Genomic DNA, 23,083 nt, shown 5'->3' on the forward strand with positions numbered 1-23,083 from the left:
GCCTTTAAAACACTTGAGGACGTGATTGATAAACTACAAGAAGTGATTCAAAGTTTGCATTGGTCTGACCTTAAATCTATTGTCCATAGAGAATGGATTTTTTCAGATTTTGAATTTGAATGAGTATTAGTTTGCCGTTCTCAAATCGTTTATAAAGCAACCAAAAACCTTGCCCATCCCAATACAGAGCTTTGAAACGATCTTTGCGTCCTCCACAAAATAGAAAGACTTGACCTGAAAATGGATCCAGTTCAAATCTTTGTTTAATGATATAGGCTAGGGAATCAATTCCCTGTCTCATATCTGTTTTCCCAGCTATCAAATAGACCTGACCGAGGTCACAAAGATTTATCATCCTAAACAAATTCGCATCCACTAAACCAATCTCCTCTACTCCTGTTTTCTGAGACTAGTATAGCTAGATTTCTACTTTATCGGAAGATACCTTGTTATTGGCCGCTTACAATGCAACCAAGGTAGCAGAAAAGCTTGACCCTTGTCCAAACCGGTCCACTTGAAATCCCGAATACTTCCTACCTATAGCCCTATAGCCCCATAACCCAAAAATCCCTATTACCTCAAACAGGTAGCATACCTGAGGAGATAATAGGGATTTAAGGGTTGGTTCGCTTGAACAATCCGAACCGTGTCAAACTCTCGAGGAGCTACAAGCGCTACTCAATGATTCAACAGGTTTAGAAAATCTTCAAGAAATTAATCGTTAAAAATAGATTCTCTAAAGTCTTGTGTCTGACGAAGATAAGCATTATAAATACGTCCGTTGAGAAGGTTCACCCAACTAGCCGGTCCATGACTCGTTGTTCGATCAATATTCTTGATATCGTGAGCCATTGCTGCTCGTATCAATTCTTCCATCTGCTCTACCGACGTAATCGTCACTTCCTTCTTAGACGTAGCAGATCCTAACTCATACTGAATTGTAATTGGTTTCAGCTTCTGAGCCTTCTGAATCCGCTCTTGATACATCGCCTTTTTAAAGTCAGCCCAAGAGTTATATTCATTTCTAAAGATATTGTCAAAGATTATCTTGTCATTTGGAACCCCTACATAACGTTTATACCATGAGGACCATGTTTTGTGGCCCTTATCAAAAGCTTCCTGAGCATACATATTGGATACATAAGGAATGAATCCAGCCTGATAGCCTTTGGCAGCTAACAATTCATAGGCCATCCGTCTAAACATTAAATCACCTGGAGCTCCCTTATCATTGGATAGAGCTGCATAGAATGGAGACGTCAAGGCAATCGTATAATAACTATTGCGTTTAACACTACCTTCATCGATATAGAAACGTCGAGCAATCACATCTGAATCAATCAGATCTGTAAACTCTCGCAAGTTACTAATTTCTTCTGACGTCAAACGACGAACTTTATTTCCAGCATGTGTATCGTTTCCATCCCGGTCTTTAATGTATTCATTTTCAATTTTTCGTAACCATTTCTGCTTCACATCATCATTCTGTGACAGAATAGCTTTACCTTCAAGATATTCCAACAAATAGATCACATCAAACATTCCTTTTACGTATTTGTTGACATCATCCATACTTTGGTAACGTTCTTTAGGATTCGCAGCATGATAGCGATCCGTAGCATCTGGATTCCCTTGGAGGGTCATAGGTAGTGCTATGATACTTTGATTTGAAAAATCTGGTTCCTCCAATAATCCCCTAGCAAAATACTCCGCTCCCAGTCCTTCCCTACGACCATTTCCTTCAAAGAAAATAGTTCCATCAAAGGTGTGAGTCATTTCGTGGGTCAGAGTCGTGATTCCATATCGTTCCAAGAGGCGATCACCAACATAGAAAACAGCATTTCCGGTTGCATAACCTGCGCTGTAGTTATTAGCATAATAGCGACCAGTTGGACCAAAGAATTCTTGGATAGAGGCATCTGGAGAGTGTAGGGTTCTCCAAGATTTACCACCATCTGGATTATGGTACATGAAACCATCATACATAATGATCGATTTAAAGAGCAGCTCACGCATCTCTGGTTTCAAGAGTCGATACCAGAAGTCATAGTAATCTCTATGCAAACTTGCTCCCTGATCAACAGTAGCTCGCATCGTCTCAATAAATTCTGCTTGAGATAGGTTCAAGTTTTTACCATAACGATAACGCTCATACCCACCAAAAACCAATGTCGACATATTCGAAATTACATAGGTACTTTCTTCAGACATCGTTAACAATGGCAACAACATCTGTTTATAAGCCCAACTTTGACTTGCCAGACGGTCATAAATGCCGATGGAATACTTGTTATTCTTTTGCCCCATAGCTGCTTCTTGTTTCTGCCTTGCTTCATCAATTTCTGAATAGTTCTCAACAAGATAAGCTTTCGTATTATCCTTCAACCACTGGTTGTTGGATTTGTGCGGTAAGAATAAATGCCGGTAAGCTTCTAAGTATTCAAACAAGTCTGTCTTCTGTTTACCTGAAGCTAGACTTCGCTCAAAAGTTCGCACGTTATGGCTGGCTTTTAAGTTATCAAAACCTGATTTACCTAACTGAATGATATGGTCAAGGGAAGAAGCTGTTTGATTGCCAAAGAAGTCAAGTTTGTAGGCAGATAAATCCTTCACATTGATCGTGTCATAATTGATGTTATACCAACGATTGAGATAGCTCATTCCAAGTAAGAGAGGAACAGCATTCTCCTGGATTTGTTTCGCCAGTTTATCACTGACTGCACCATCTGTTGCATTGATCGCCTTGTCCGCAGCCAAGAGCTTCTTCAATTCTTGTGGTAGATTAGCCTTCAAATCATTAAAGGCCTTTTCCAAATAGAGATCATTTAGATTCTTACTTTGATCACCCTCAGCAATCCCTAGAGCTTGCCGTACTTCCGCAGAATCAAACTGAATCGCCGCTAAGGTTGGTGCCACAGCATCAATCACGGATTGGTAAGAATCCAAGAAACTCTCCGGTGTGTAAATCAAAGAAGTACCTGCTAGATCATACTCGGCAACCCGTTGATTTCTAAAGTCTCCCTTAAAGGTCAGTGGAACATAGGCAACCGTGTTGTCCTCGTAGTGAAGCATTAAGCGATTAATGGCTGCCTTATCCGTATTCGGATCAAGGACAATTCGATTATCGGCCATTGGAACCACATCTACTAAACGTGTTTGGGAGAGTTTATGACTTGGATCAATCCGGTTTCCTTGGTCGACAATGTATTCCTTATTGTAAAACGGCAGTAACTTCTCCGCATTGTAATAAGCAACATCACGACCAGCTTGCGCACCGAAAACATTCTGATAGTTCACACGATAACTATTCAGAGCCGATAAATTCGTTCCCGTTTTTGGAACATAAATACGCAAATTGGACTGATAAGCTCCTAGGTTTGGACCTTGTACCAGCTCCGGTAGACTCAGCGTCAATTCATAGACAGACTGTCCATCTTTTTGAACTTCGCGAATCTCTGAAACGGGGAGGAGCATGGCCTTGCTTTGGTTCGGCTGAATCTGTACCACATATTGATCTGGAGCTTTAGCGGTTGCTAAGTTGTCCAAACGACGATAACTGACTCCATCTTTTTCGTACAACTCAACCGTCTCAATATCCTTCAACTCGATTTTTTTATATTCCAATCGAATTAAGGCTTGATCTTCTTGAATTTCCTCGGTCGGTGCCTCCGCAGGTCCATAAGTCATGGATGTCTTCAAGGTATAATCCGTAAAGTAGTCCAACTCAGACAATGTTAAAGGCTGGTCCAAATGACTAATTGGGAATTCCTTAACAAGAACATCCCCCTTATACAAGAGCGCCTTAGCAGAACGGTACTGCTTATCTGGATCCTGCAGGCTGTAGCGAACAAGCGCAGTCGCTTGGTCATCATTTTCGGTAACCGATTGAATGCGAAGCACAGGCTTCACAAGTTCTCGAGTTCCAACCAGCAGCACTTGAGACACAGGCTGTCTAGTTTCAACAACCGGCGTATTGGCTGTGACCTCACCTGTTTTCTCATTCAGGCTATAGGTCACTGTTGTTTGTTCCAGACCTAGCTGACCTGGCGTTTGAATCCGCTCTTGACCCTTATCCAAGGTCGCATCTTCTTGGCGAATTTCTTGGAAATCTAGCTCCCGACTAGTAACCACAGGCTTGGTCCCAACACGAATGACACGATTCACCGGCGTAAGCACTACAATCTCGCGCACCAACTCATCCTTGGTCTTATTCCAAACAACTTCCTTGGTTCCCAGACTTCCTTCTTGCTCAACCACACGGGAATCCGCCTCCAAGCTATCATCTGCCTGATAAACAGTGTCAAAGGATAGCTCCTCCTGACGCGTCTCCAGGATGTCTTTGGTACCAACTAACCGCACCTGATCAACAGCAGGCACAGTCTCCACTACAGGAGCATTGGCTGTCACCTCACCTGTTCGCTCATCTAAAGTATAGGTCACTGTTGTTGTCTCACGACCTTTTTGACCCAGGGTTTGAATCCGCTCTTGACCCTTATCCAAGGTTGCATCTTCTTGACGGATTTCTTGGAAATCCAGCTCCCGACTGGTTACCACAGGCTTGGTTCCGACACGAACCAAACGGTTAACAGGGGCTAGAGTCACTGTTTCACGGACAAGCTCATTCTTGGTCTTGTTCCAAACAACTTCCTTGGTGCCCAGACTTCCTTCTTGCTCAACCACACGGGAATTCGCATTCAAGCTATCATCCGCCTGATAAACGGTGTCAAAGGACAATTCTTCCTGACGCGTCTCCAGGATATCTTTGGTACCGACTAACAGCACCTGATCGACAGCAGGCACAGTCTCCACTAAAGGAGCATTGGCTGCGACCTCACCTGTTTTCTCATTCAGGCTATAGGTCACCGTTGTCGTCTCACGACCCTTTTGACCCATGGTTTGAATCCGCTCTTGACCCTTATCCAAGGTCGCATCTTCTTGACGGATTTCTTGGAAATCCAGCTCTCGACTAGTTACCACAGGCTTAGTTCCGACACGAACCAAACGGTTAACAGGGGCTAGAGTCACTGTTTCACGGACAAGTTCATCCTTGGTCTTGTTCCAAACAACTTCCTTGGTGCCCAGACTTCCTTCTTGCTCGACTACACGGGAATCCGCCTCCAAGCTATCATCTGCCTGATAAACGGTGTCAAAGGCCAATTCTTCCTGACGCGTCTCCAGGATATCTTTGGTACCAACTAACCGCACCTGATCAACAGCAGGCACAGTCTCCACTACAGGAGCATTGGCTGTCACCTGACCTGTTCGCTCATCTAGAGTATAGGTCACTGTTGTTGTCTCACGACCCTTTTGACCCAGGGTTTGAATCTGTTCTTGACCCTTATCCAAGGTCGCATCTTCTTGGCGGATTTCTTGGAAATCTAGCTCCCGACTGGTAACCATAGGTTTGGTTCCGATACGAACTAGCTGAGGAATTGGGCTTGTAAGAACCGTTTCACGAACCAATTCATTTTTGGTTTGGTTCCAAATAATCTCCTTACTTCCCTTGACTCCTTCCTGTACAAGCGCCTGAACTCCGACCTCTAAACTTGAATCTGCCTGATAGCGAATTGCAAAGGCTAGTTCCTCTTGGCGTGTCTCTAGCTGATCTTCTTCAGGTGGTTGTGGAGGTTCCGGAAAAAGTTCCTCCTTGGTTCCAACCACACGAACCTGATCAATCGCAGGACTAACCTCAACTACAGGAGGATTCATTGTGACCAGACCTGTTAGAGGGTCAACTGTATAGGTCGTCGTCCTTGTCTCCAAGCCCTTCTGACCTACAGTCTGAATGTATTCTTTGCCTTTTTCAAGCTCAGCATCTTCTTGGCGGATTTCTTGGAAATCCAGCTCCCGACTGCTCACCACAGGCTTAGTTCCGACCCGAACCAGCTGAGGACGAGCTGGGCGAACTTGTTTTTCACTGACTGCTTGATCCTTCGTTTGATTCCAAACGATTTCTTTTAGACCCGGATTCCCCTCTTGCTCCACAAGGCGCACACCGAAGTCCAAGTTGTCATCTGCTTGGTAGCGCTGCTCAAATGGGACTTCTTCTTGGCGAGTTACTAGAACATCCTTGGTTCCGACGAAAACCACTTGTGGCACTGCTGGGCTAATGGCAACTAGCGGCTCATTCGCCTTAACCACTCCGGTTGTTGGATCCAAGCTATAGGTAATCATCGTTACCTCCACTCCTTTTTGGCCAAGGGTCTGAATCCGCTCTTGACCGACCTCGAGATTTGAATCCTCTTGACGGATCTCCTCAAAGGCTAGCTCTTTACTGCTAATACTTGTTTTTACCCCAACTCGGATAATTCTGGCAAGTGCTGGTTGGACAATGGTTTCACCAACGAGTATATCCTTGGTTCGGTTCCAAACAACTTCTTTAGTTCCCAAGTTTCCTTCTTGCTCGACCACACGGGAATCCGCCTCCAAGCTATCATCCGCCTGATAAATCGTGTCAAACGGTAGCACTTCCTGGCGCGTTTCCAACAAATCCCGTGTCCCTACTCGTACAATCTGATTGATAGCAGGCTTACGCTCGAGACTCGGTGTGTTAGCTGTGATTTCCCCTGTTACTGGATCTAAATGATAGGTAACCGTTGTAACTTCTAAGCCTTTTTGGCCTAAAACTTGGACTTCTTCTTGACCAACATCCAAGTCAGCTGTTTCCTGACGGATTTCTTCAAAGTCCAATTCGCGACTGCTAATGCTTGGCTGAGTTCCGACCCTTACCAGCTGATCAAGGGGTTGCTGCACCAATGTCTCACGGATCAGCTCATTCGTTAGTGGGTTCCAGACAATTTCCTTCTGGCCAACAACGCCATCCTGATCAATAATCCGTGAACCAGCTACTAAACTGTCATCGGCTTGGTAACGAACCTCAAAAGGCACGTCCTCTTTGCGAGTCACAGAAGGTGTCTTACTGCCTACTAAAATGACCTGACTAATAGCCGGTATCCGTTCCACAACCGGTGTATTGGTCAAGACAACCCCTGTTGTTGGATTTAGACTATAGGTGGTTGTTTTCACTTCAAGACCTTTTTGGCCTAGGGTTTGAATCTGTTCCTGCCCTTCTTCCAGACTCGAATCTGGCCGGCGGATTTCCTCAAAATCAAGCTCACGCGTGGTAATTGTTGGCTTTGTCCCAACCCGAATAATCCGTGGGTTCGGTTCAAGCAGTAAAACCTCACTGACCAACTCGTTTTTGCTCTGATTCCAAATAACTTCTTTAAAGCCATTCTCCCCTTCTTGTTCAACAATTCGAGAACCAGCGAGAAGCTGTTCATCGGCTTGGTAACAAATACTAAATGGGATCTCTTCGCGACGTACTTTCAAGACATCCTGCGTTCCCACAAGAAGGATTTGATCGACAGCTGGTCGGACTTCTACTACTGGAGCATTAGCTGTCACTTGACCGGTCATTGGATCCAAGTGATAGGTAACTGTTGTAATCTCTAAGCCTTGTTGGCCGAGAACATGGATTTGTTCCTGCCCTTTCTGAAGCTTGTCTGTCTCTTGACGAATCTCTGCAAAATCCAACTCACGACTGGTGATAGTCGGCTTGGTGCCCACACGGACAATCCGATTCAATGGAGGAACCACAACTGTCTCACTCACCAACTCATTCTTATTGGTATCCCAGACAATCTTGCTAGAACCTGGCACTCCCTCTTGAATAACCTGAATCAGACTAGCGGCTAATTGTTCATCCGCCTGATAAATCGTCTCAGGAATAAGATCCTGATACCGAAGCTCCAAGCTCTCCTGCTCTGGTAGAGGCTCAGGAGTCACGGGAACTTCTGGAACTACTACTGGCGGTTCGGGAGTCACGGGAACTTCTGGAACTACTACTGGTGGTTCGGGAGTCACGGGAACTTCTGGAACTACTACTGGCGGTTCGGGAGTTACTGGAACCTCGGGAACAACTACCGGTGGTTCTGGAGTCACTGGAACCTCTGGAACTACTACTGGCGGCTCAGGGGTCACGGGAACTTCTGGAACAACCACGGGTGGTTCGGGGGTTACTGGAACCTCGGGAACAACCACTGGCGGTTCGGGGGTTACTGGAACCTCGGGAACAACCACTGGCGGTTCGGGGGTCACGGGAACCTCTGGAATAACTACAGGTGGCTCAGGAGTCACTGGAACCTCGGGAACAACCACAGGTGGCTCAGGAGTCACTGGAACCTCTGGAACAACCACAGGTAGCTCAGGAGTCACTGGAACCTCTGGTTCTACAACTACCGGTGGTTCTGGAGTCACTGGAACCTCTGGTTCTACAACTACCGGTGGTTCTGGAGTCACTGGAACCTCTGGTTCTACAACTACCGGTGGTTCTGGAGTCACTGGAACCTCTGGTTCTACAACTACCGGTGGTTCGGGGGTTACTGGAACCTCGGGAACTACTACCACGGGTGGTTCGGGGATTACTGGAACCTCGGGAACTACCACTACCGGTGGTTCGGGGGTCACTGGGACTTCAGGAACAACTACCACGGGTGGTTCTGGAGTCACTGGAACTTCTGGAACAACTACCGGTGGCTCAGGGGTCTCTGGGACTTCAGGAACAACCACTACCGGTGGCTCAGGAGTCACTGGAACCTCTGGAACAACTACGGGTGGTTCTGGAGTCACTGGAACTTCTGGAACAACTACAGGTGGTTCTGGAGTCACTGGAACCTCTGGTTCTACAACTACCGGTGGTTCTGGAGTCACTGGAACCTCTGGTTTAAGAGTCTCAGCTGGTTTCGTTGGCCCTACAGGCACTGGCTTAGGGGTTACAACTGTCGCATCTGTTTCTTCACGGTTCGGAGTTGTTGGCCCCAAGACCGCTGGTACATTCAAGACAAATGACTCTGGATTTGACAAGGAGTCCAAACGGTTGATGGACTCCAATTGAAAGGACCCGCTTGTCTTTAAGGGCAAGATATTGCCCAACTGATCAACTTTTAAATAGCCAATATACTTGTGGCCTGGAATCTCTAACGGCAGGGGTAGTTGGCCATCTGCCTGGCTGCTAACCGTTTGATTGTAGTGGGCCAATTTTTCATTGATTAAAGCAAAGGCATCTGTCGCTAGCACCGCACTTCCAGCAGTCGTCACTAAAAGCACCGAAGCAATTTTTTGCTTTTTGTTTTTACCAAAGGCTAAACCGATAATCAAAAAAGCCGTTACACCAAGCCCAAGGAGTACATTCGCTTCCTGACTACCTGTGTCAGGAAGATTGTCAAGTGCAGCCTCCTTATCCAAGCGATAAACCAGATAGTAGTCACTCACCTCTCCCTCATGATACTTGGGCAATTCGCGAATAATGAGTTGCTGTTCTTGCTCAGTTAACTCATCTTCTGTCACATATTTATAACCAATTCCAGCAACACCCTGGTCATTAGCCCAGACGGCCTGCTCTGTGACTGGTAGAAATACACTTCCAATCGTTGTCGATAGGAGTCCTACCGATAATTTTCTCAACGAAAACCGCTGCAGTCTTTCCCGATTCATTAACGTCCCTCTTTATTTCAATATTTGATCGACATCTAGTCATTTAAGAATAGTTTCTACAGAATGCTAGGACAAGGATTGCACTTCACCTATCAGCTATCAGCCATTCTTAAATGCCTCTAAATCTGACTACCGAATACTCTTCATCTGAGTTCACACTGCTAGCTAGAACTTCCCTAAGGCGTCTCACCTCCGTGCAAATTGAAACAAGTCTGAGTATCCATTCAACATTCTATACTTATAAGAATAGCACATCCATACCACTTTTTCAAAAAATCCTATCAAAAAGATTAAGTTACATTGTATATGTGTGCAAAAATACTTTTCTTTCACCTATACAACGCAGGCATCACTAAAGTGAAGCAAGTCAAAGCTAACAAAATAGAAAGAAAAATAGAAAGAGCATAAGAAAAGAGGCTGGATATTAATCCAACCTCAAGCGCTTATTTAGCTTTAAAATAAAGCACAATCGATGCAATCCCTTGATAAATAAAGGTAAATCCAATCATGTAAGACACCATCAGAGCCGTAAACAAGGGAGTCGTCATCATCAGGCTTCCTGTAAAAATCCCCAAAATACCAGTCCACATCAAAGTTGATCCGGCAGCACGGTCGAGTTTTTTCACATCGAAACTCATCATCAGACGAGTAATTCCAGAAATTAGCACCCAGAAAGCAATCATGGTTGCCATAAAGAGAGTCCGAGCACCAAAACCATCTGTCAAGAGCATGATAGCCAAGAAGGCTGTGATGATTCCGTTAAAAAGACTCCAGCCACTCTTCCACTCATTGGTAAAATATTGCACCACATGGCTGATTCCATCAACTAAGAAGAACAATGCAACCATTGTCCCAAGACCAGCCAAGGCCATACCGGGATGACTCAAAACCCAGAAACCAGCCAAAAGACTAAGAATCCCAACCAAAATCAACAACCATGAATAACGTCTAAACATTTTACACTCCTTTAACTAAAAATAATCAGCTCTAGCCAAGTCTCTTCTATATGAATTGTTGAGACGGATCTTCTGAGTCTGATTCTAAGTAGGCATTACCTTGGACTAGTGTATACTATCTCAATAAAAAAACAAGATTCACCATGAAATTTTTTTAGAAAATTGCATGAAAAAAGTTCGTTACACGTCTTGATTTCAAATTGTAAGCTGAAGCGATTTCTTTCCCTCTCTCGGCCTAAAGGCTTGTTAAATGACTTTAGTTTATCGATGAAATGAACAAAGTTTATGCCTCTGTCAATTCTTTTTATCCGACATCAGATTTTTCAAGCATAAACATTTTTAGCCACCACCAGGCTATGGGGTTTTTCAAATTCCGTTTCCAGGTAGGTCTGGTAAGTCCCCGGTGCAATAAATCCTTTTGGACTTAGAATATCTGTTCCTGCTTGACCAACAATGGTATCTGCTAGCAAGGCACAGTTGGTACTGAGAACGAAGTAGGTTTTAAACTTAGATTCCTTAAATTTATAGAGCTCTCCATTGGTCTCATGACGGATTTTATAAGCATAAGTGTGCTCTTCTACCCCATCCTCCTTTTGCACTTTGGTCACAGGTGGTTCCCAAGGAAGTAAGATTCGATCTAAGTCAGCCAAATAAGACTGGACCGCCTCTTCCTGCTCCCGAGTTAAATCAATTTCATAGCCAAATAGAGTCTTTTGACTTTCCCGCTTGCATAGATCGATGTAAGATTCTCGGTCACATTTGTAAAGCACCCCATCCCCCACCATTCCAAATAAACGCTCAGAGGAAGGATCGTAGGAACCGTAGGATATCACGCGCCCCTGGTAACAAAGATCAACGTGCCCAACCGCTGCAAAAAAATTGGTCTGGGCCGTATGAATAAAAACTTCGATTTGACCAGTCTTCTCCTTCTTCGATTGATTGTATGCTTCTGCCGCAGATTCTTCTGCATTCTCCTGTAAAAATTTATTTAAACGATTGAGAGTCGCAGCTGGAATTAAAGCCGTTAAAAAAATGGGAAGGGTCACCCGTACCCTGCGTTTTAAATGGTTCTGTTGCATTTCCTGTTCAAAGAACAAACCATCCCGTAAGCGAGTTATACCTAAGGTTACCAAATACCAACCCAAAAGTAACAGCTGAAATTCATTAGCATCATGGTAGGGAGAAAGACTCCAAACACCAAAACCAGTCATGATTAGACCATCTGTCAAATACCGAAATAGTTTGGGAATCCCATTCTGTCGATACAAGAACCACGTCACTAAATTCACAACACCGGTAAAAATTTGATAGAAGGCAATCGCATAAACCAATAAATAGACTGCCATATTCTCCAACAAGGCAATCTCTCCGAAAACCAACGAAACCACCAACTTGCCCAAGGTAATCCAAAGGTTCTCCTGGACTTCCTTACGTCCAAACCAACGATTGATCAAAGTCCAAAGAGCTGAGCCAAAAATATATAAAAAGAAAAGCTGATACCCCACCTTGGGCACCACCTGTCCTCCCAGAATCAGAAAAACTCCAAGAAGAATCACAAAAATCCCCTCAACAATAGCCTTACGTCCACTCTGACCTAACCTTGCCAAACGTATCATAAAACCTCCAAAAATTTCAAATTACAAATCATTATAGCACAAATCAAAAATAAGCAAAAAACGGTATAAAATCAAGAACTAGCCTTGCTCACGACTTTATCAGTTAATTTTTTTACAACATAGGCCAATCCCTTGTGGCTCAACGTTTTCAGAGTTTTCAAAACCTATTTTCACTGTTGTATATGATTTTAGAGCCTATTATACGTCTTTTTTGAATTAAAAAGTAAAGTACAAGAAAACGTTTTCCAGATTTTCGTCAATATGTAGACATTTTTTATAAATATTAATGAGAACGTTTGAACTTATCTGAACATTCCATATACAACAAGAAAATCTGTACTTTGGCAAGGTGTAATCCCTTGTGCCACAAGGAGTTTCACGATTTTTTATTTCAATTAGGTGATAAAGTCGGGATTATAGCACAAATCAAAAATAAGCAAAAAACGGTATAAAATCAAGAACTAGCCTTACTTTCATACCGTTTTCAAAACATACTAATCTCCCGCCTTCTCCTAGATCAAATAACGGAGGAGAGACAGTAAAACAGACAGGGTGACCAAACAGACAAGTATTAGATAGAAGATTGAGCGTTTGCTTTTCTCGGTTTCCCCTTTTTGATAACGGGCTTCTTGGATTCGTTGTTCGATATCCTGGTTTAACAATGGGTTTTCCTTGGTCATGATTCTTCCCTAACCTTTCAGTAGTGCTTGGTAGTCTGCGACCGTTGCCTGACCGCCTAGTTGCCGTTGTTTCTGAGCTACTACTGCCAGGTCTGGCTGCTCCTTGAGCCAGGTTGCCAAGGTGGCCGGTTCTCGGGAATCAAAGAGGGCTTCTGGCAGAATCAGGGCTGGCTGGTGGCAGGTTGTGTCAAAGGCGGCTAGGAGCAAGTTGTGCTCGAAGGCCTGCCGGAGGGCTGCCATGATTTCTGAGCCGTGGTTGATGTCCAAATAAATATCACAGGCCTGCAAGAGCCCTTGAATTTGGGACGGTCCAGCATTGGGATAGAGATGAACCTGGGATCGCTGGCCATAGTCCATCAGTTTTGGCGACATTTCGGTCAGGGCTGCGATATGGAAGCGGTAGTCTGGCAGGTGTTCCAAGAGCGTATCCAAGCCCTCCAGTTGATCAGAGTTGGTCAAAACTAAGATTTCCCTGCCATTGCCATTTTCGCCGTGACTTGGATAAATATACCCCAGCTGGGCCAGGGAAGCCTTTTGATCCTCCGCTAGTAAGGCTAACAGATTTTGATAGGCTGTTTCTTTTTGAACCACAATCCGCGTTGTGCGTGACAAATTGCCTTGGAACAGCAACTGCATATTGCCAGGAATCTGATCCTGAAGGTCCTCCTGCCAAAAGAGCAGATCCGAACCTTCTCCTCCTAAATAATAGGCCAGAAGGAAGGGCATGCCCAAAGAATTGTAGGCAATTTGCGACAGATCCAGTCCTGACTGCCGCAGATAAAAGAGGTAAAAGTCAATCTTCTTAGCAAACGGATAGACCTGACCCTGCCACTCCAAGAGCAGGTCGCCAGTCACCAGATTCTCCATCAAATAGGGGCGCTGGTCGGCATCAAAATACTGCTTGTGGGTCACTTCCAGCTCCTCATTAAAGTAGGTTTTGGCAAATAGACGCCCCCAGCGATTGTAGTGATCCGCCACCATCACCCGCCCCTGATCATTCAGCCATTCGACCGTCTTGACCAAGCGCAGATGCTTGGGTTCCTGATAGTAAATCGTTGCCTTCTTTTGACCATAATTCCAGATTTCTCCCTGCTGATTGGTCCCCGTAATCTGCCAATATTTGGGAACCGGCACTTGGTTAAAATAAAGAGGGGATGCTGTCTCCTCAGATTGGCCAGCAAAGAAGGCAAAAGGAGAAGTAAAGCCATCTGGCAGGAAACCATCATCCTGCAAAACGACACTGACGCCTCCAATCTCCGCTGCTTGCAGAGAATAGGCCAAATCCAGACTCTCCTGATTCAAGCGGTCATAGAGTATTAGCATGGCTCACCTCCTCGATAAACTGGGCCCAGGCTTGAGCCAGGTGCTCATGCAGGAAGGGCTCGGCCTTTTGGTAAGAATAGGCTTGGGCCTTCTGTTGCCGGTCCTGCTGGTAATAGGCAATAATCTGTTGGGCAAAGGCCTGGGTCATATAGGCAGGATCGTCCGACTCCGGTCGTGGAATCAAAAAACCATTCTGACCAGAATCCACAAAGGTCTGGTTGCCATAGGGAACATCCAGCCCAATCAGGGGCAGACCTGAGCCAACCGCCTCCATCAAGGTCAGGCCAAAGCCCTCACTGGTAGAAGCTGTCAGATAGACTTCATACTGCTGGTAAACCTCCGCTAAGTGCTGGTGTCCTTTCAGGTGGATGTAGTCCTGAGCCCCAGCTGCTTCAATCATCTGGGTCAGTTTGCGGCGTTCGCCCCCCTCACCATAGATGTCAAAGCGCAATTGCGGCAGGGTCTTTTTGGCTTCAACCACAGCTGCCACTAGCCAATCGATGTGTTTCTCACTGGCCAAACGGGAGCTGGTCATCAGACTGTAGGGCTGACGCGGGCCTTGAGGCTGACGCAATTGGCTCAAGCTACCCACCGGGATGGCTGTGATCCGCGGTTGGTGCTGGCTGTAGGTCTTAAATTGCTGCTCCAAGACCTCTTTTTGTTTTTCCGTAGAAGTAATAAAGGCATCCACTAAATGCGCATTGGTAAATTGGTATTCATAATAATTGTTCCAGAGCACATTGTAATCATCTGTGCCCTTGGCATTGTAATGCTCCGCATGAATAACCACTACCAGCTTGGCTGGTCCCTTATGGGCAAAAACGGCCTGACCAATACCGCTGGCCCGGTCCAGGATCAACAGATCCTCGGGTTCCAGTTGCAATTGTTCCAGCAGGAAGGCAACCAGGGCCTCCTTCCCATAAAGGATGCGATCAGCAAATCGGAAAATCGACTGCTGGTTGGAAACCAGCTCCTCATAAGCCACACTGCCATCCTCATTGAAAAACTGCCGTTGATAGAGCTGGGGCTTGTCATTCAGAGGGGCATAGTACTCGCTAAACATACGGGTATAGCTATAGTAGTCCTTGCGAATCAAGTTACCCTTGGACACATACTCCACGCGCTGGACATACTGCTCCTCGTCCCCACACAGGCTGGCATTGACATAAAAGTCTGGCTCCAAATGATAGCGCAGCAACTTGGGACCGGTCTCCGTCCTAAGAATCGGACTTGAGAAGGTCGCCTCTAAGTCGGCCTTGGAAAAGGTGCTGGGAGCAATCGAAAGATCGGTAAAAAAGCTATAGAGCCATATCACTTCCTCATCCTGAAAGCCAATATTGGCCGTGAAATGCTGCAGGTTCTCCGTTTGGAACAGATCCGTAAAAATAAACTTGGCCGGCTGCTTTAGTTCACGGAAAATTTGGGCGCGATAGGCCTGGGCATATTCGACCCCGCTACTGGCCCAGCCAATCCCAAGGTTGATACTGTAAACTGTCATAGTTCCTCTCTTATACAAAGTAGATGGTGTGACCTTTTTCAGGGTCAGCCTCAATGGTACTCAACATGACATTGCGGACAATGCCTTCCTGGACCCGCTGGGCCATCTGGTTGTAAGATTCCAAAGATTCGCGGAAGTATTCGGAAGTCGCATCCCGTTGGGCCACCTGCCGGATGGGCACAAAGGCCTTGAGTTGCTGGAGGGTGTCGACCTGCTCAATCCAGGCTTCATCAATGGCCCGCAAAACAGCCAAACGGAGAAAATCTTCCAATTTATCTTCGGTTTCCAGATCGGCTCGTTTCTGGTCCAGCTCCTTGCGATAGAGGCTCCAGAGATAGTCCTGGACTGCTTGGCCATTCCGAGGATCCAGCTCTTGAAGGGAGGCCTGGTTTTTGTAGGAATAATTGTCCAAGACATAGCGTTGTAAGTCCTTGTGGCTTAGCTGCGGATGCTGGTCCACAAAGTCCCGCAGGACGTCGCGGAAAATCGTATCCATCCGCTCTCTCAAATCGATTTGATTGTAGATCAAGTCATCCCGCAATTGGTAGATGCGCTGGCGTTGAATCCGCAAACTCTCATCAAACTGAATGGTCGACTGGCGGGCTGACTGAGCCTTGTCTTCACTCTTTTCCTGGGCATGGCGGATGGCCCGTTTAAAACGCCCCCCCTTAAGAGGTTGACCAAAATTGGCCCGGCGGCTATGGTTATGTTTTTCAAAATAACGGTTGATGCCCTTACCACCATACTGGACCAAAAGCTCGTCTTCCAAACAAACAAAGAATTGACTCAGACCGGGATCGCCCTGCCGACCGGCACGTCCCCGTAGCTGCCAGTCAATCCGGCTATTGGCCATCCGTTCGGTTCCAACCACAGCCAGACCGCCCAGCTCAGTGACGCCTGGCCCCAATTTAATATCGGTTCCACGACCGGCGAGGGAAGTGGCCACTGTAACCGCTCCTAGCTGGCCCGCTTCCTGAATAATTTGCGCTTCCTTAGCGACATTTTTAGCGGTTAAAACACTATGGGGGATTCCTTCTTGCAGCAGCATCCGCGAGTAAATCTCCGCAATATCAACCGTTCCTGAAACCAGGAGCACTGGCTGTTGGCGCTGGTGCAGGTCCCGCACATAGTTCAAGGTCGCCTGGAGTTTTTCCGGCAGGGTCACATAGATTTGATCCGGATAGTCCACCCGTTGGATCGGCGAGTTGGTCGGAATAACAACGACGGGCACCTTATAGGTGGCAATCAACTCATCCTCGGCCATTTTTCCAGTCCCGGTCATGCCCGAAATCCGGGGGAACATATTAAAGAGACTTTGGTAGGTGACCGATGCGACCGAGCGGGAATCCTTGCTGAGGGGAACCCCTTCCTTGGTCTCCAGGGCCTGGTGAATCCCCGACTGCAAACGCGTCCCTTCCAGGACACGACCTGTCCGATTGTCCAAGAGCTTGACCTCTTGGTCCTCAACCACATAGTCCACATCCTTTTTATAGAGATGGTGGGCTCTGAGGGCTAGGTTAATATGGCGGTTTAATTCAAAGTAGTCCGCCCCATAGAGATCGGGGACATCAAAGTAGGCCTGGGCATAGTTAATACCAGCCTTGGTCAAAAAGACCGCCTTGTCTTCCTTAAGATGGCGGAACTCCCGCTCCGCTTCCAAGGTTAAAACAAACTGATTGGCAACCTGGTAGAGGTTAGACTGAACCCGAGGAAATCCCGAAATAATCAAGGGCGTCTGAGCCGCATCTAAAAGCACTGCATCCGCTTCATCGACAATAACATAGTGGAAGGGCCGAAGAAATTTATCGGCCTCATCTGCCGCCAAATTATCCGCTAGATAGTCAAAGCCCAGGGCGGTACTGGTTGTGTAGGTAATATCCGCCGCATAGACCGCCCGCTTGTCGGCAACCTCAACCTCGTCGTCGGAGTCAAAGACCCCAACCCCCACAGTCAAGCCCATAAATTCATAGACCGGCCCCATCTCCTGGGCATCCCGCCGGGCTAGGTAGTCATTGGTCGTAACCAAAATAGCTCCCTGACCGGTCAAGGCATTAAGGTAGAGGGGCATGGTTGCCGTCAGGGTTTTGCCCTCCCCCGTTTTCATTTCGGCAATCGACCCCTGATGCAGGGCAATCGCTCCCATAACCTGAACATCAAAGGGGAAGAGGCCCAAGACCCGCCGACTGGCTTCTCGGACGGCCGCATAAGCCTCCACCAGTAGGTCATCCACACTGGCCCCGGCCGCCAAGCGTTGCCGAAAGGCCGGCGTTAGCGCCGCCAACTCCTGATCGGTCAAGCCCGCCATTTCTTCTTGCAAGTCATTAACCCGATCGACCAGCCGGCCAATCTCTCGCAATTTTAAGCGATTTAATAAGGATCCTTTTTCTTTCATATCAAATTGTTTTTACTAAATTTTGAACCAAATACAAATCAGCCGGCAACTCCTCAGCCAGATACCGCTTTTCAAGCGGTTTGTCTAACTTAAAGGGTTGGGCATCCTCGAGGGTGTAGATGGAAATTCCTTTCACCACTAGCCGACTAGCTCCTGCACTCTTTAAGGTAAACTCATAGCTAAAAGCCGCTTCTGGATAGTGGATTGTCCCCTGGTGCTGGCGTAGCACCTCAAAGCCCAGCTGCTCCCCCTGACGATTAAAGTAGGTCACTTCCAGAAAGAACCGGCCCTGGGGTTCTGCATCAATGTCCAGTTCTAGTCGATACTCCTGGCCAGGAACTAGCAGGGGCAGGTTGGGTGAAGTCCGCTTGACCTGGTAGTTGGTAGCTGAATAAAAGCGGCAAATCAATTTCCCTGATGCCATCCGCAGATTTTCAAACACAGCCCCGTCCTCGCCAAAGGCCAGGCTGGTCCCATAGAGATAAGCATCTCCGCTGTAAACCTGGTCCCAGGTCACCCGGTGTATCAAGTGTTTACTCATCCAATTTTCCTTCCATACCCATCTTCTAACAATTGCACATACTGCCGCATAAACCACTTATTGATGGCTGGGCTATTGTCATTGTGGCGTCCCTCATAGCCCTTGGTGTAGATGTGGGCGCCCTTATCCGCCAGCGCGGCAATCAGCCTGCTGGTTGCCTGCCCATCATAATCATCATTTTCCATATAGGCAATAGCAAAGGTCGTCTGCTCAAAGGCCGATTGGCTAAACTTATCCCAAAAGCGCTGGTTCAACTCCTCCAGGTGGCGATCGTCCGTGCCACCGGTCACATTGCGCAAGACATCGGCACTGGTTTCAAACTCATCGGGCCGTTTGAACTTCATGGCCCCAACCGTATCCCCAATATTGGTAAAGGGTTTGCCAATCACCACCGCATAGGGGTCAAAATCTGCCGCATAGTAGAGGGCACCAAAGGTTCCCATGGACAAGCCTGACAGGATCAAGTCCTTTTTGTCAAAGCCTAGATAGTCCAGGGACTCTTGAATAACCGCTCTAATTTTGGCCTCCAATTCAGAGGAACCAATATAGAAACCGCCACCTTCGAGACGCGGATCGCCAATTAAAAGGAAGGGACCCTTGAGCGACTTCATGATGCCATAGCCCTCAAAGCCCTCTGCCGTCCGGAAACCCGAGAAATAAACATTGAGCGGTGGCTTGAGGTCACCAGGGTTGAAATAGTAGATGAACTCTTGCTTCTTAACATCGCTGTAACGCTCACCACCCAGAACAAATCGCCCCATACCTAAGCGTGAATAGCGCCAATGGAGTGGGCCGAAGCCCAACTCCCCCTGACCCTTGGCCCAGACAGAAATGGAATAAAAGCCAATGTCTGGATCTTGGGGGAGAATATGAGGCTCCTCCAACTGCTTCTCCTCTAAAAAGAGGGAGGGCAGGTAGGCCTGGATGCTGCCCTGACGCATGGGCGTAATCTCTAGTTTAATTTCGGGATTGCCTGAGATTTTAAAATGCTCCAACCAGATTTCCAGGGCAACCGGAAAGTTGCTCAAATTATAGCGGTAGGTTAAGAGTGGTTGAAAATCCTGACCAAAATCCCCCTGGAGATGAACCGCCACCTGGCCATCATAGGAGACCTGCCCCTGAAAATGCGGGCTCAGGTCGATATCGGCCAATTTGAGCTTGGCTCCATACTGGCTCCCAAAATGGGTCAACTCTAAAAACGCGATTTTGGTCTGGGCATCTCCGGAAACTCCCAATGGACGTAGACGTTTCCGCCGAAAGATCCCATAAGGCGCTCCCTCAGCCACAGAAATCCCTTCATCAAGATAGAGACCATAGGCTTCCACCAAATTCATCAAAGGCTCTAGCGCCGCTTCCTCGACTGGCTCAGCCAGCACCACCGCATCAAAACGCAGACGGACCTTAGCCGGAGCTTGCCCCTCCTTGGTAGGCGGGAGGGCCGCCTGAGCTGCCGCTCGTAAGTCCTCCAAGTAGGGAATCAGATTGTCAATCGTGGTCCAATACCAGTCTAACCCTGCTGGAACTTGTTCAACTTGCTCAGCCCAGGACTGGGAGCCAATTTGTAAGATTTTCATAGCTATGCTTCCTCATTGAGTAATTCTTGCCACTGTTCAAGAATGCGGCCGCTGGTATAATCTGCCATTTTTTGAACCGTGTAGACCAGGGATTTGTTCCAATTGGCCAAACCAGCTAGGTAGAACTGGAGAGCGCTGGCTAAATCGGCATCCGGACTTAAGATCCAGCCATTTTTTTGATGGCTGACAAAGTCTGTTTCCACTCGGTTAATCTGAGGTAGGCCTGCCGAGATACTGGCAATTTGCGTATAAAGATCCGGCTCGGCTCCCAAATCCAAGACCAACCGGGCTGAATCTAGAGCCTTGATAATCTCTGTCTCATTGGTCAAGAGTTCAAAGTGAATCCGGGAGAGTTCTAAGACCTGGTCTTCTTCCAATTGATTTTCATTGCCTTCTTCTGCCACTTGGAAAAAATCATCGGGATCATAGTGGCGGTAGATTTCTTCGGTGATCCAGGTTTCCAACTCGTTGAAATTCCGCATCCGGTCAAAGGTTACTAAGGCCAAGGAGACATCCCCTTGTTGGGCCATAAAGGCCAATAGAACCTTCAGGGTGTCTTGGAGTTCCTCCTGGGACAAACCATCCATGTAGCAATAAATTTTCTGGTCCCGCAGCATCTGACTGTGGCCCAGGCGCAAACGGGTATCGTAAGGGGGGATCCGCAGGAGTGCTTTTGAACTTCTGCCAGCAGCCGCCAGCAAGGGACGCAAGGTTTCTTCTTGTTTTTCCCGATCAACCACCACCAAACTCGCCTGCTCCAGCAAGGCGCGATTGGAAGGCGTTTCCTCAAGCGCTAGGCGATCGCCAAAGAAAGAAAAGACCTTCTGCTGCTGAGGAAAGACCTCCAAAATCAGGTCATTATGCTGGGCATGACTGGCCACCACCAAGGTATCCTGGTCTCCCACTTCAGCCTGAGCCAAAACCTCCAGACGTTCCCGAATCAAGGACGGCCAATCTGCATAATAGTGCTCCTGGAAGGAATGATCGGCATAGGGATTGACCTCGATCTGACCAGCCTCCTGGGGCTGCAGGTGCTCCCGCACCTGCCACATCCCACTCTCATTCAGGTAATCCTGATAGACTTCACGCCCCTCCGCATCAAAATAGAGGATGGACGAGAGGAAGCCCCGATCGTCAAAAAGGTAATGCTTGGTCAGACGGCCCGCTTCTACAAATTCAATGTAGAACAAATTGCCATCTTGGGCAAAATGAATCGTGGCTAAATCCACACCCTCTAAGCGAACCAGCACTGCAAAAGGGCTGTATAAAAACTGCACCCCGTCCGGCCAATTCAAGTCCTTGAAGGAAAAGGGCCGCACATGTAAGGCTGAGATATTCTGAATATCATCAAAGAAAGACCAATAAGGAGTCTGTAGCAGCCCCTGTTTATGCAGGTAATAGCGAAATTGAGGCTGATAATTCAAGACCAGCAAGCGGACCTCTTCTTCCGCCTGATGAAACATTTTCAGCTGGTTCACTGTGTCATCAAAGGTCATCCGCTCCAAGATGCGAAACCAGAGCTGGGTATTGTGGTACCAGGGGCGGCTCTGGTTGTACCAAGAAGGAATGAAATAAAACATGGCAGGTCCTTTCTAGTTTAAATAATAGGTTGATACTGTTTCCAACTTTGAATCGTGTTGACCTGCTCAATCACCCCCAAAAGCAAGCTGGAAACAATATAGGCATTGTTGATCAGGAGGGCAATGCTGATAGAGCCATCCTGTTCGCCCTGCAGCAACAAGAACAGCAAGGGGAGGCCCCCAATTACAATCACGGTCACAGCACCAAACTGTGCCAGACTATTGACCTTGCCCTGGATAAAGGCCTTGGTCGCTTTCCCTGGCGGAATCCCTTCAATATAGTCGCCGTTATTCCGCATATTTTTCGCAATATCAAAAGCATCATAATTGTAATAAGCAAAACCAATTGCCAAAACATACAAGAGAACTACGTAGAAAAGGGCTCCCGGCAACTGGGTCAAACTGAAGCTCAGGGTTAAGGCTTTTAACAGCTCGCTTTCTGGATAGAAGAAACGGAGCCCATTTAAAAGATAGGCCGGCAACATCATCAAGGTCATCCCATACATAAAGGGTAGGGCTCCCGCCGGAGTCACCCGAATGGGCAAGTAGCTCTTCTGGTTGTAAGAACTGTTGATCCCCACCCGCTTAATCGGGATCCGGTATTCTCCCCGGTAGAGGGTTACCGTCATCAGCACCAAAGCGCTATAGACAAGCACAAACAAGACGATTTGCCCGACCAGTCCCCAAGAAAAACCAGTCTGCTCAGAGAGGAAACTGAGACCATTTTCCAGAAAGGCCAAGATCATATTGACCAAGATCAGAATGGTCATCCCTCCCAAACCACGCTCGGCATTCCGATTGCCCAGCCAGGTCAGAACGACAGAACCAGTTATCAGAATCAGCAGGGTCACCCCGATAGCCAGCCCATCTCCCGATAGGCCCAAAAAGGTCAGCTCGCGTAAAGTGGCCGTCGCCGTCAAACCCAAACCTTGAATAGCCGCAACCACCAAGGTCAACAACATCCGATACCGATAAACCTGAGTCTGGGTCTGGTTTTTAAAGAGATTAAAAACCGTAAAGAAACGCCACAGGATAACCGTGGTCATCCAAGGACTCAAACCTAATGAGAACAGGGTCATGGCTGAAATACGAGCACCGGTAACCGTCGCCAGATTATTTAACAAACTATGATTGGCCACTTCCTGATTGACGACTGCTGTTGGAACTGGTAAAAATCGGCCAATCATATAAACCAGTACAATCACTAGGGTCCAGGCGATTTTTCTCAGTAAAAGGCTACTGGCCCATTTTTTTCTGATAGTATACATCCTTTATCCATTTCTGTTTTTTCAGACTCGTTGATACTCATTCAAATTCAAAATCTGAAAAAATCCATTCTCTATGGACAATAGATTTAAGGTCAGACCAATGCAAACTTTGAATCACTTCTTGTAGTTTATCAATCACGTCCTCAAGTGTTTTAAAGGC

Annotated in this window: 12 protein-coding genes; all 12 read right to left on the minus strand. The window is 47.0% G+C overall.

Annotated elements, in window-relative coordinates:
- Nucleotides 1-76: 76 nt before the first annotated feature.
- The 12 genes from tnpB to secY2 all read right to left on the minus strand — a co-directional run bounded on the left by tnpB (nucleotide 77) and on the right by secY2 (nucleotide 22,923).
- Entirely contained in the window at nucleotides 77-355 is a 279-nt protein-coding gene (gene tnpB, locus HZY94_RS06975) for an IS66 family insertion sequence element accessory protein TnpB (RefSeq protein ID WP_179925596.1), read from the minus strand.
- A gap of 359 nt (nucleotides 356-714) precedes the next feature.
- Nucleotides 715-9,495 (minus strand): ZmpA/ZmpB/ZmpC family metallo-endopeptidase, encoded by an 8,781-nt coding sequence (locus HZY94_RS06980; protein WP_179925586.1) that lies wholly within the window; start codon nucleotides 9,493-9,495, stop codon nucleotides 715-717.
- Between the two features lie 443 nt (nucleotides 9,496-9,938).
- On the minus strand, nucleotides 9,939-10,451 hold the full coding sequence (locus tag HZY94_RS06985) for an HdeD family acid-resistance protein (protein WP_179925587.1): 513 nt from the start codon (nucleotides 10,449-10,451) through the stop codon (nucleotides 9,939-9,941).
- A 323-nt stretch (nucleotides 10,452-10,774) separates the two neighbouring features.
- Nucleotides 10,775-12,067 (minus strand): DUF308 domain-containing protein, encoded by a 1,293-nt coding sequence (locus HZY94_RS06990; RefSeq protein WP_179925588.1) that lies wholly within the window; start codon nucleotides 12,065-12,067, stop codon nucleotides 10,775-10,777.
- Nucleotides 12,068-12,579: 512 nt separating this feature from the next.
- Nucleotides 12,580-12,747, minus strand: a complete 168-nt coding sequence (locus HZY94_RS06995) for a hypothetical protein (RefSeq protein WP_179923469.1) — start codon at nucleotides 12,745-12,747, stop codon at nucleotides 12,580-12,582.
- Between the two features lie 9 nt (nucleotides 12,748-12,756).
- Entirely contained in the window at nucleotides 12,757-14,070 is a 1,314-nt protein-coding gene (gene gtfB / locus HZY94_RS07000) for an accessory Sec system glycosylation chaperone GtfB (RefSeq protein ID WP_179925589.1), read from the minus strand.
- On the minus strand, nucleotides 14,054-15,568 hold the full coding sequence (gene gtfA / locus HZY94_RS07005) for an accessory Sec system glycosyltransferase GtfA (protein ID WP_179925590.1): 1,515 nt from the start codon (nucleotides 15,566-15,568) through the stop codon (nucleotides 14,054-14,056). The genes gtfB and gtfA overlap by 17 nt, the downstream gene beginning before the upstream one ends.
- Nucleotides 15,569-15,578: 10 nt before the next feature.
- The gene (gene secA2, locus HZY94_RS07010; protein WP_179925591.1) at nucleotides 15,579-17,960 is read right to left on the minus strand and encodes an accessory Sec system translocase SecA2; all 2,382 of its coding nucleotides are present in this window, start codon (nucleotides 17,958-17,960) and stop codon (nucleotides 15,579-15,581) included.
- A gap of 1 nt (nucleotide 17,961) precedes the next feature.
- Complete coding sequence (gene asp3 / locus HZY94_RS07015) at nucleotides 17,962-18,501, minus strand: accessory Sec system protein Asp3 (RefSeq protein WP_179925592.1); 540 nt, start codon at nucleotides 18,499-18,501, stop codon at nucleotides 17,962-17,964.
- Complete coding sequence (gene asp2 / locus HZY94_RS07020) at nucleotides 18,498-20,075, minus strand: accessory Sec system protein Asp2 (RefSeq protein ID WP_179925593.1); 1,578 nt, start codon at nucleotides 20,073-20,075, stop codon at nucleotides 18,498-18,500. Before asp2 ends, asp3 begins: the two co-directional genes overlap by 4 nt.
- Before the next feature lie 2 nt (nucleotides 20,076-20,077).
- Entirely contained in the window at nucleotides 20,078-21,655 is a 1,578-nt protein-coding gene (gene asp1, locus HZY94_RS07025; protein ID WP_179925594.1) for an accessory Sec system protein Asp1, read from the minus strand.
- A gap of 17 nt (nucleotides 21,656-21,672) precedes the next feature.
- Entirely contained in the window at nucleotides 21,673-22,923 is a 1,251-nt protein-coding gene (gene secY2, locus HZY94_RS07030) for an accessory Sec system protein translocase subunit SecY2 (RefSeq protein ID WP_179925595.1), read from the minus strand.
- Nucleotides 22,924-23,083: the final 160 nt, after the last annotated feature.

It is taken from the genome of Streptococcus danieliae (assembly GCF_013415245.1).
Lineage (GTDB): Bacteria > Bacillota > Bacilli > Lactobacillales > Streptococcaceae > Streptococcus > Streptococcus danieliae_A.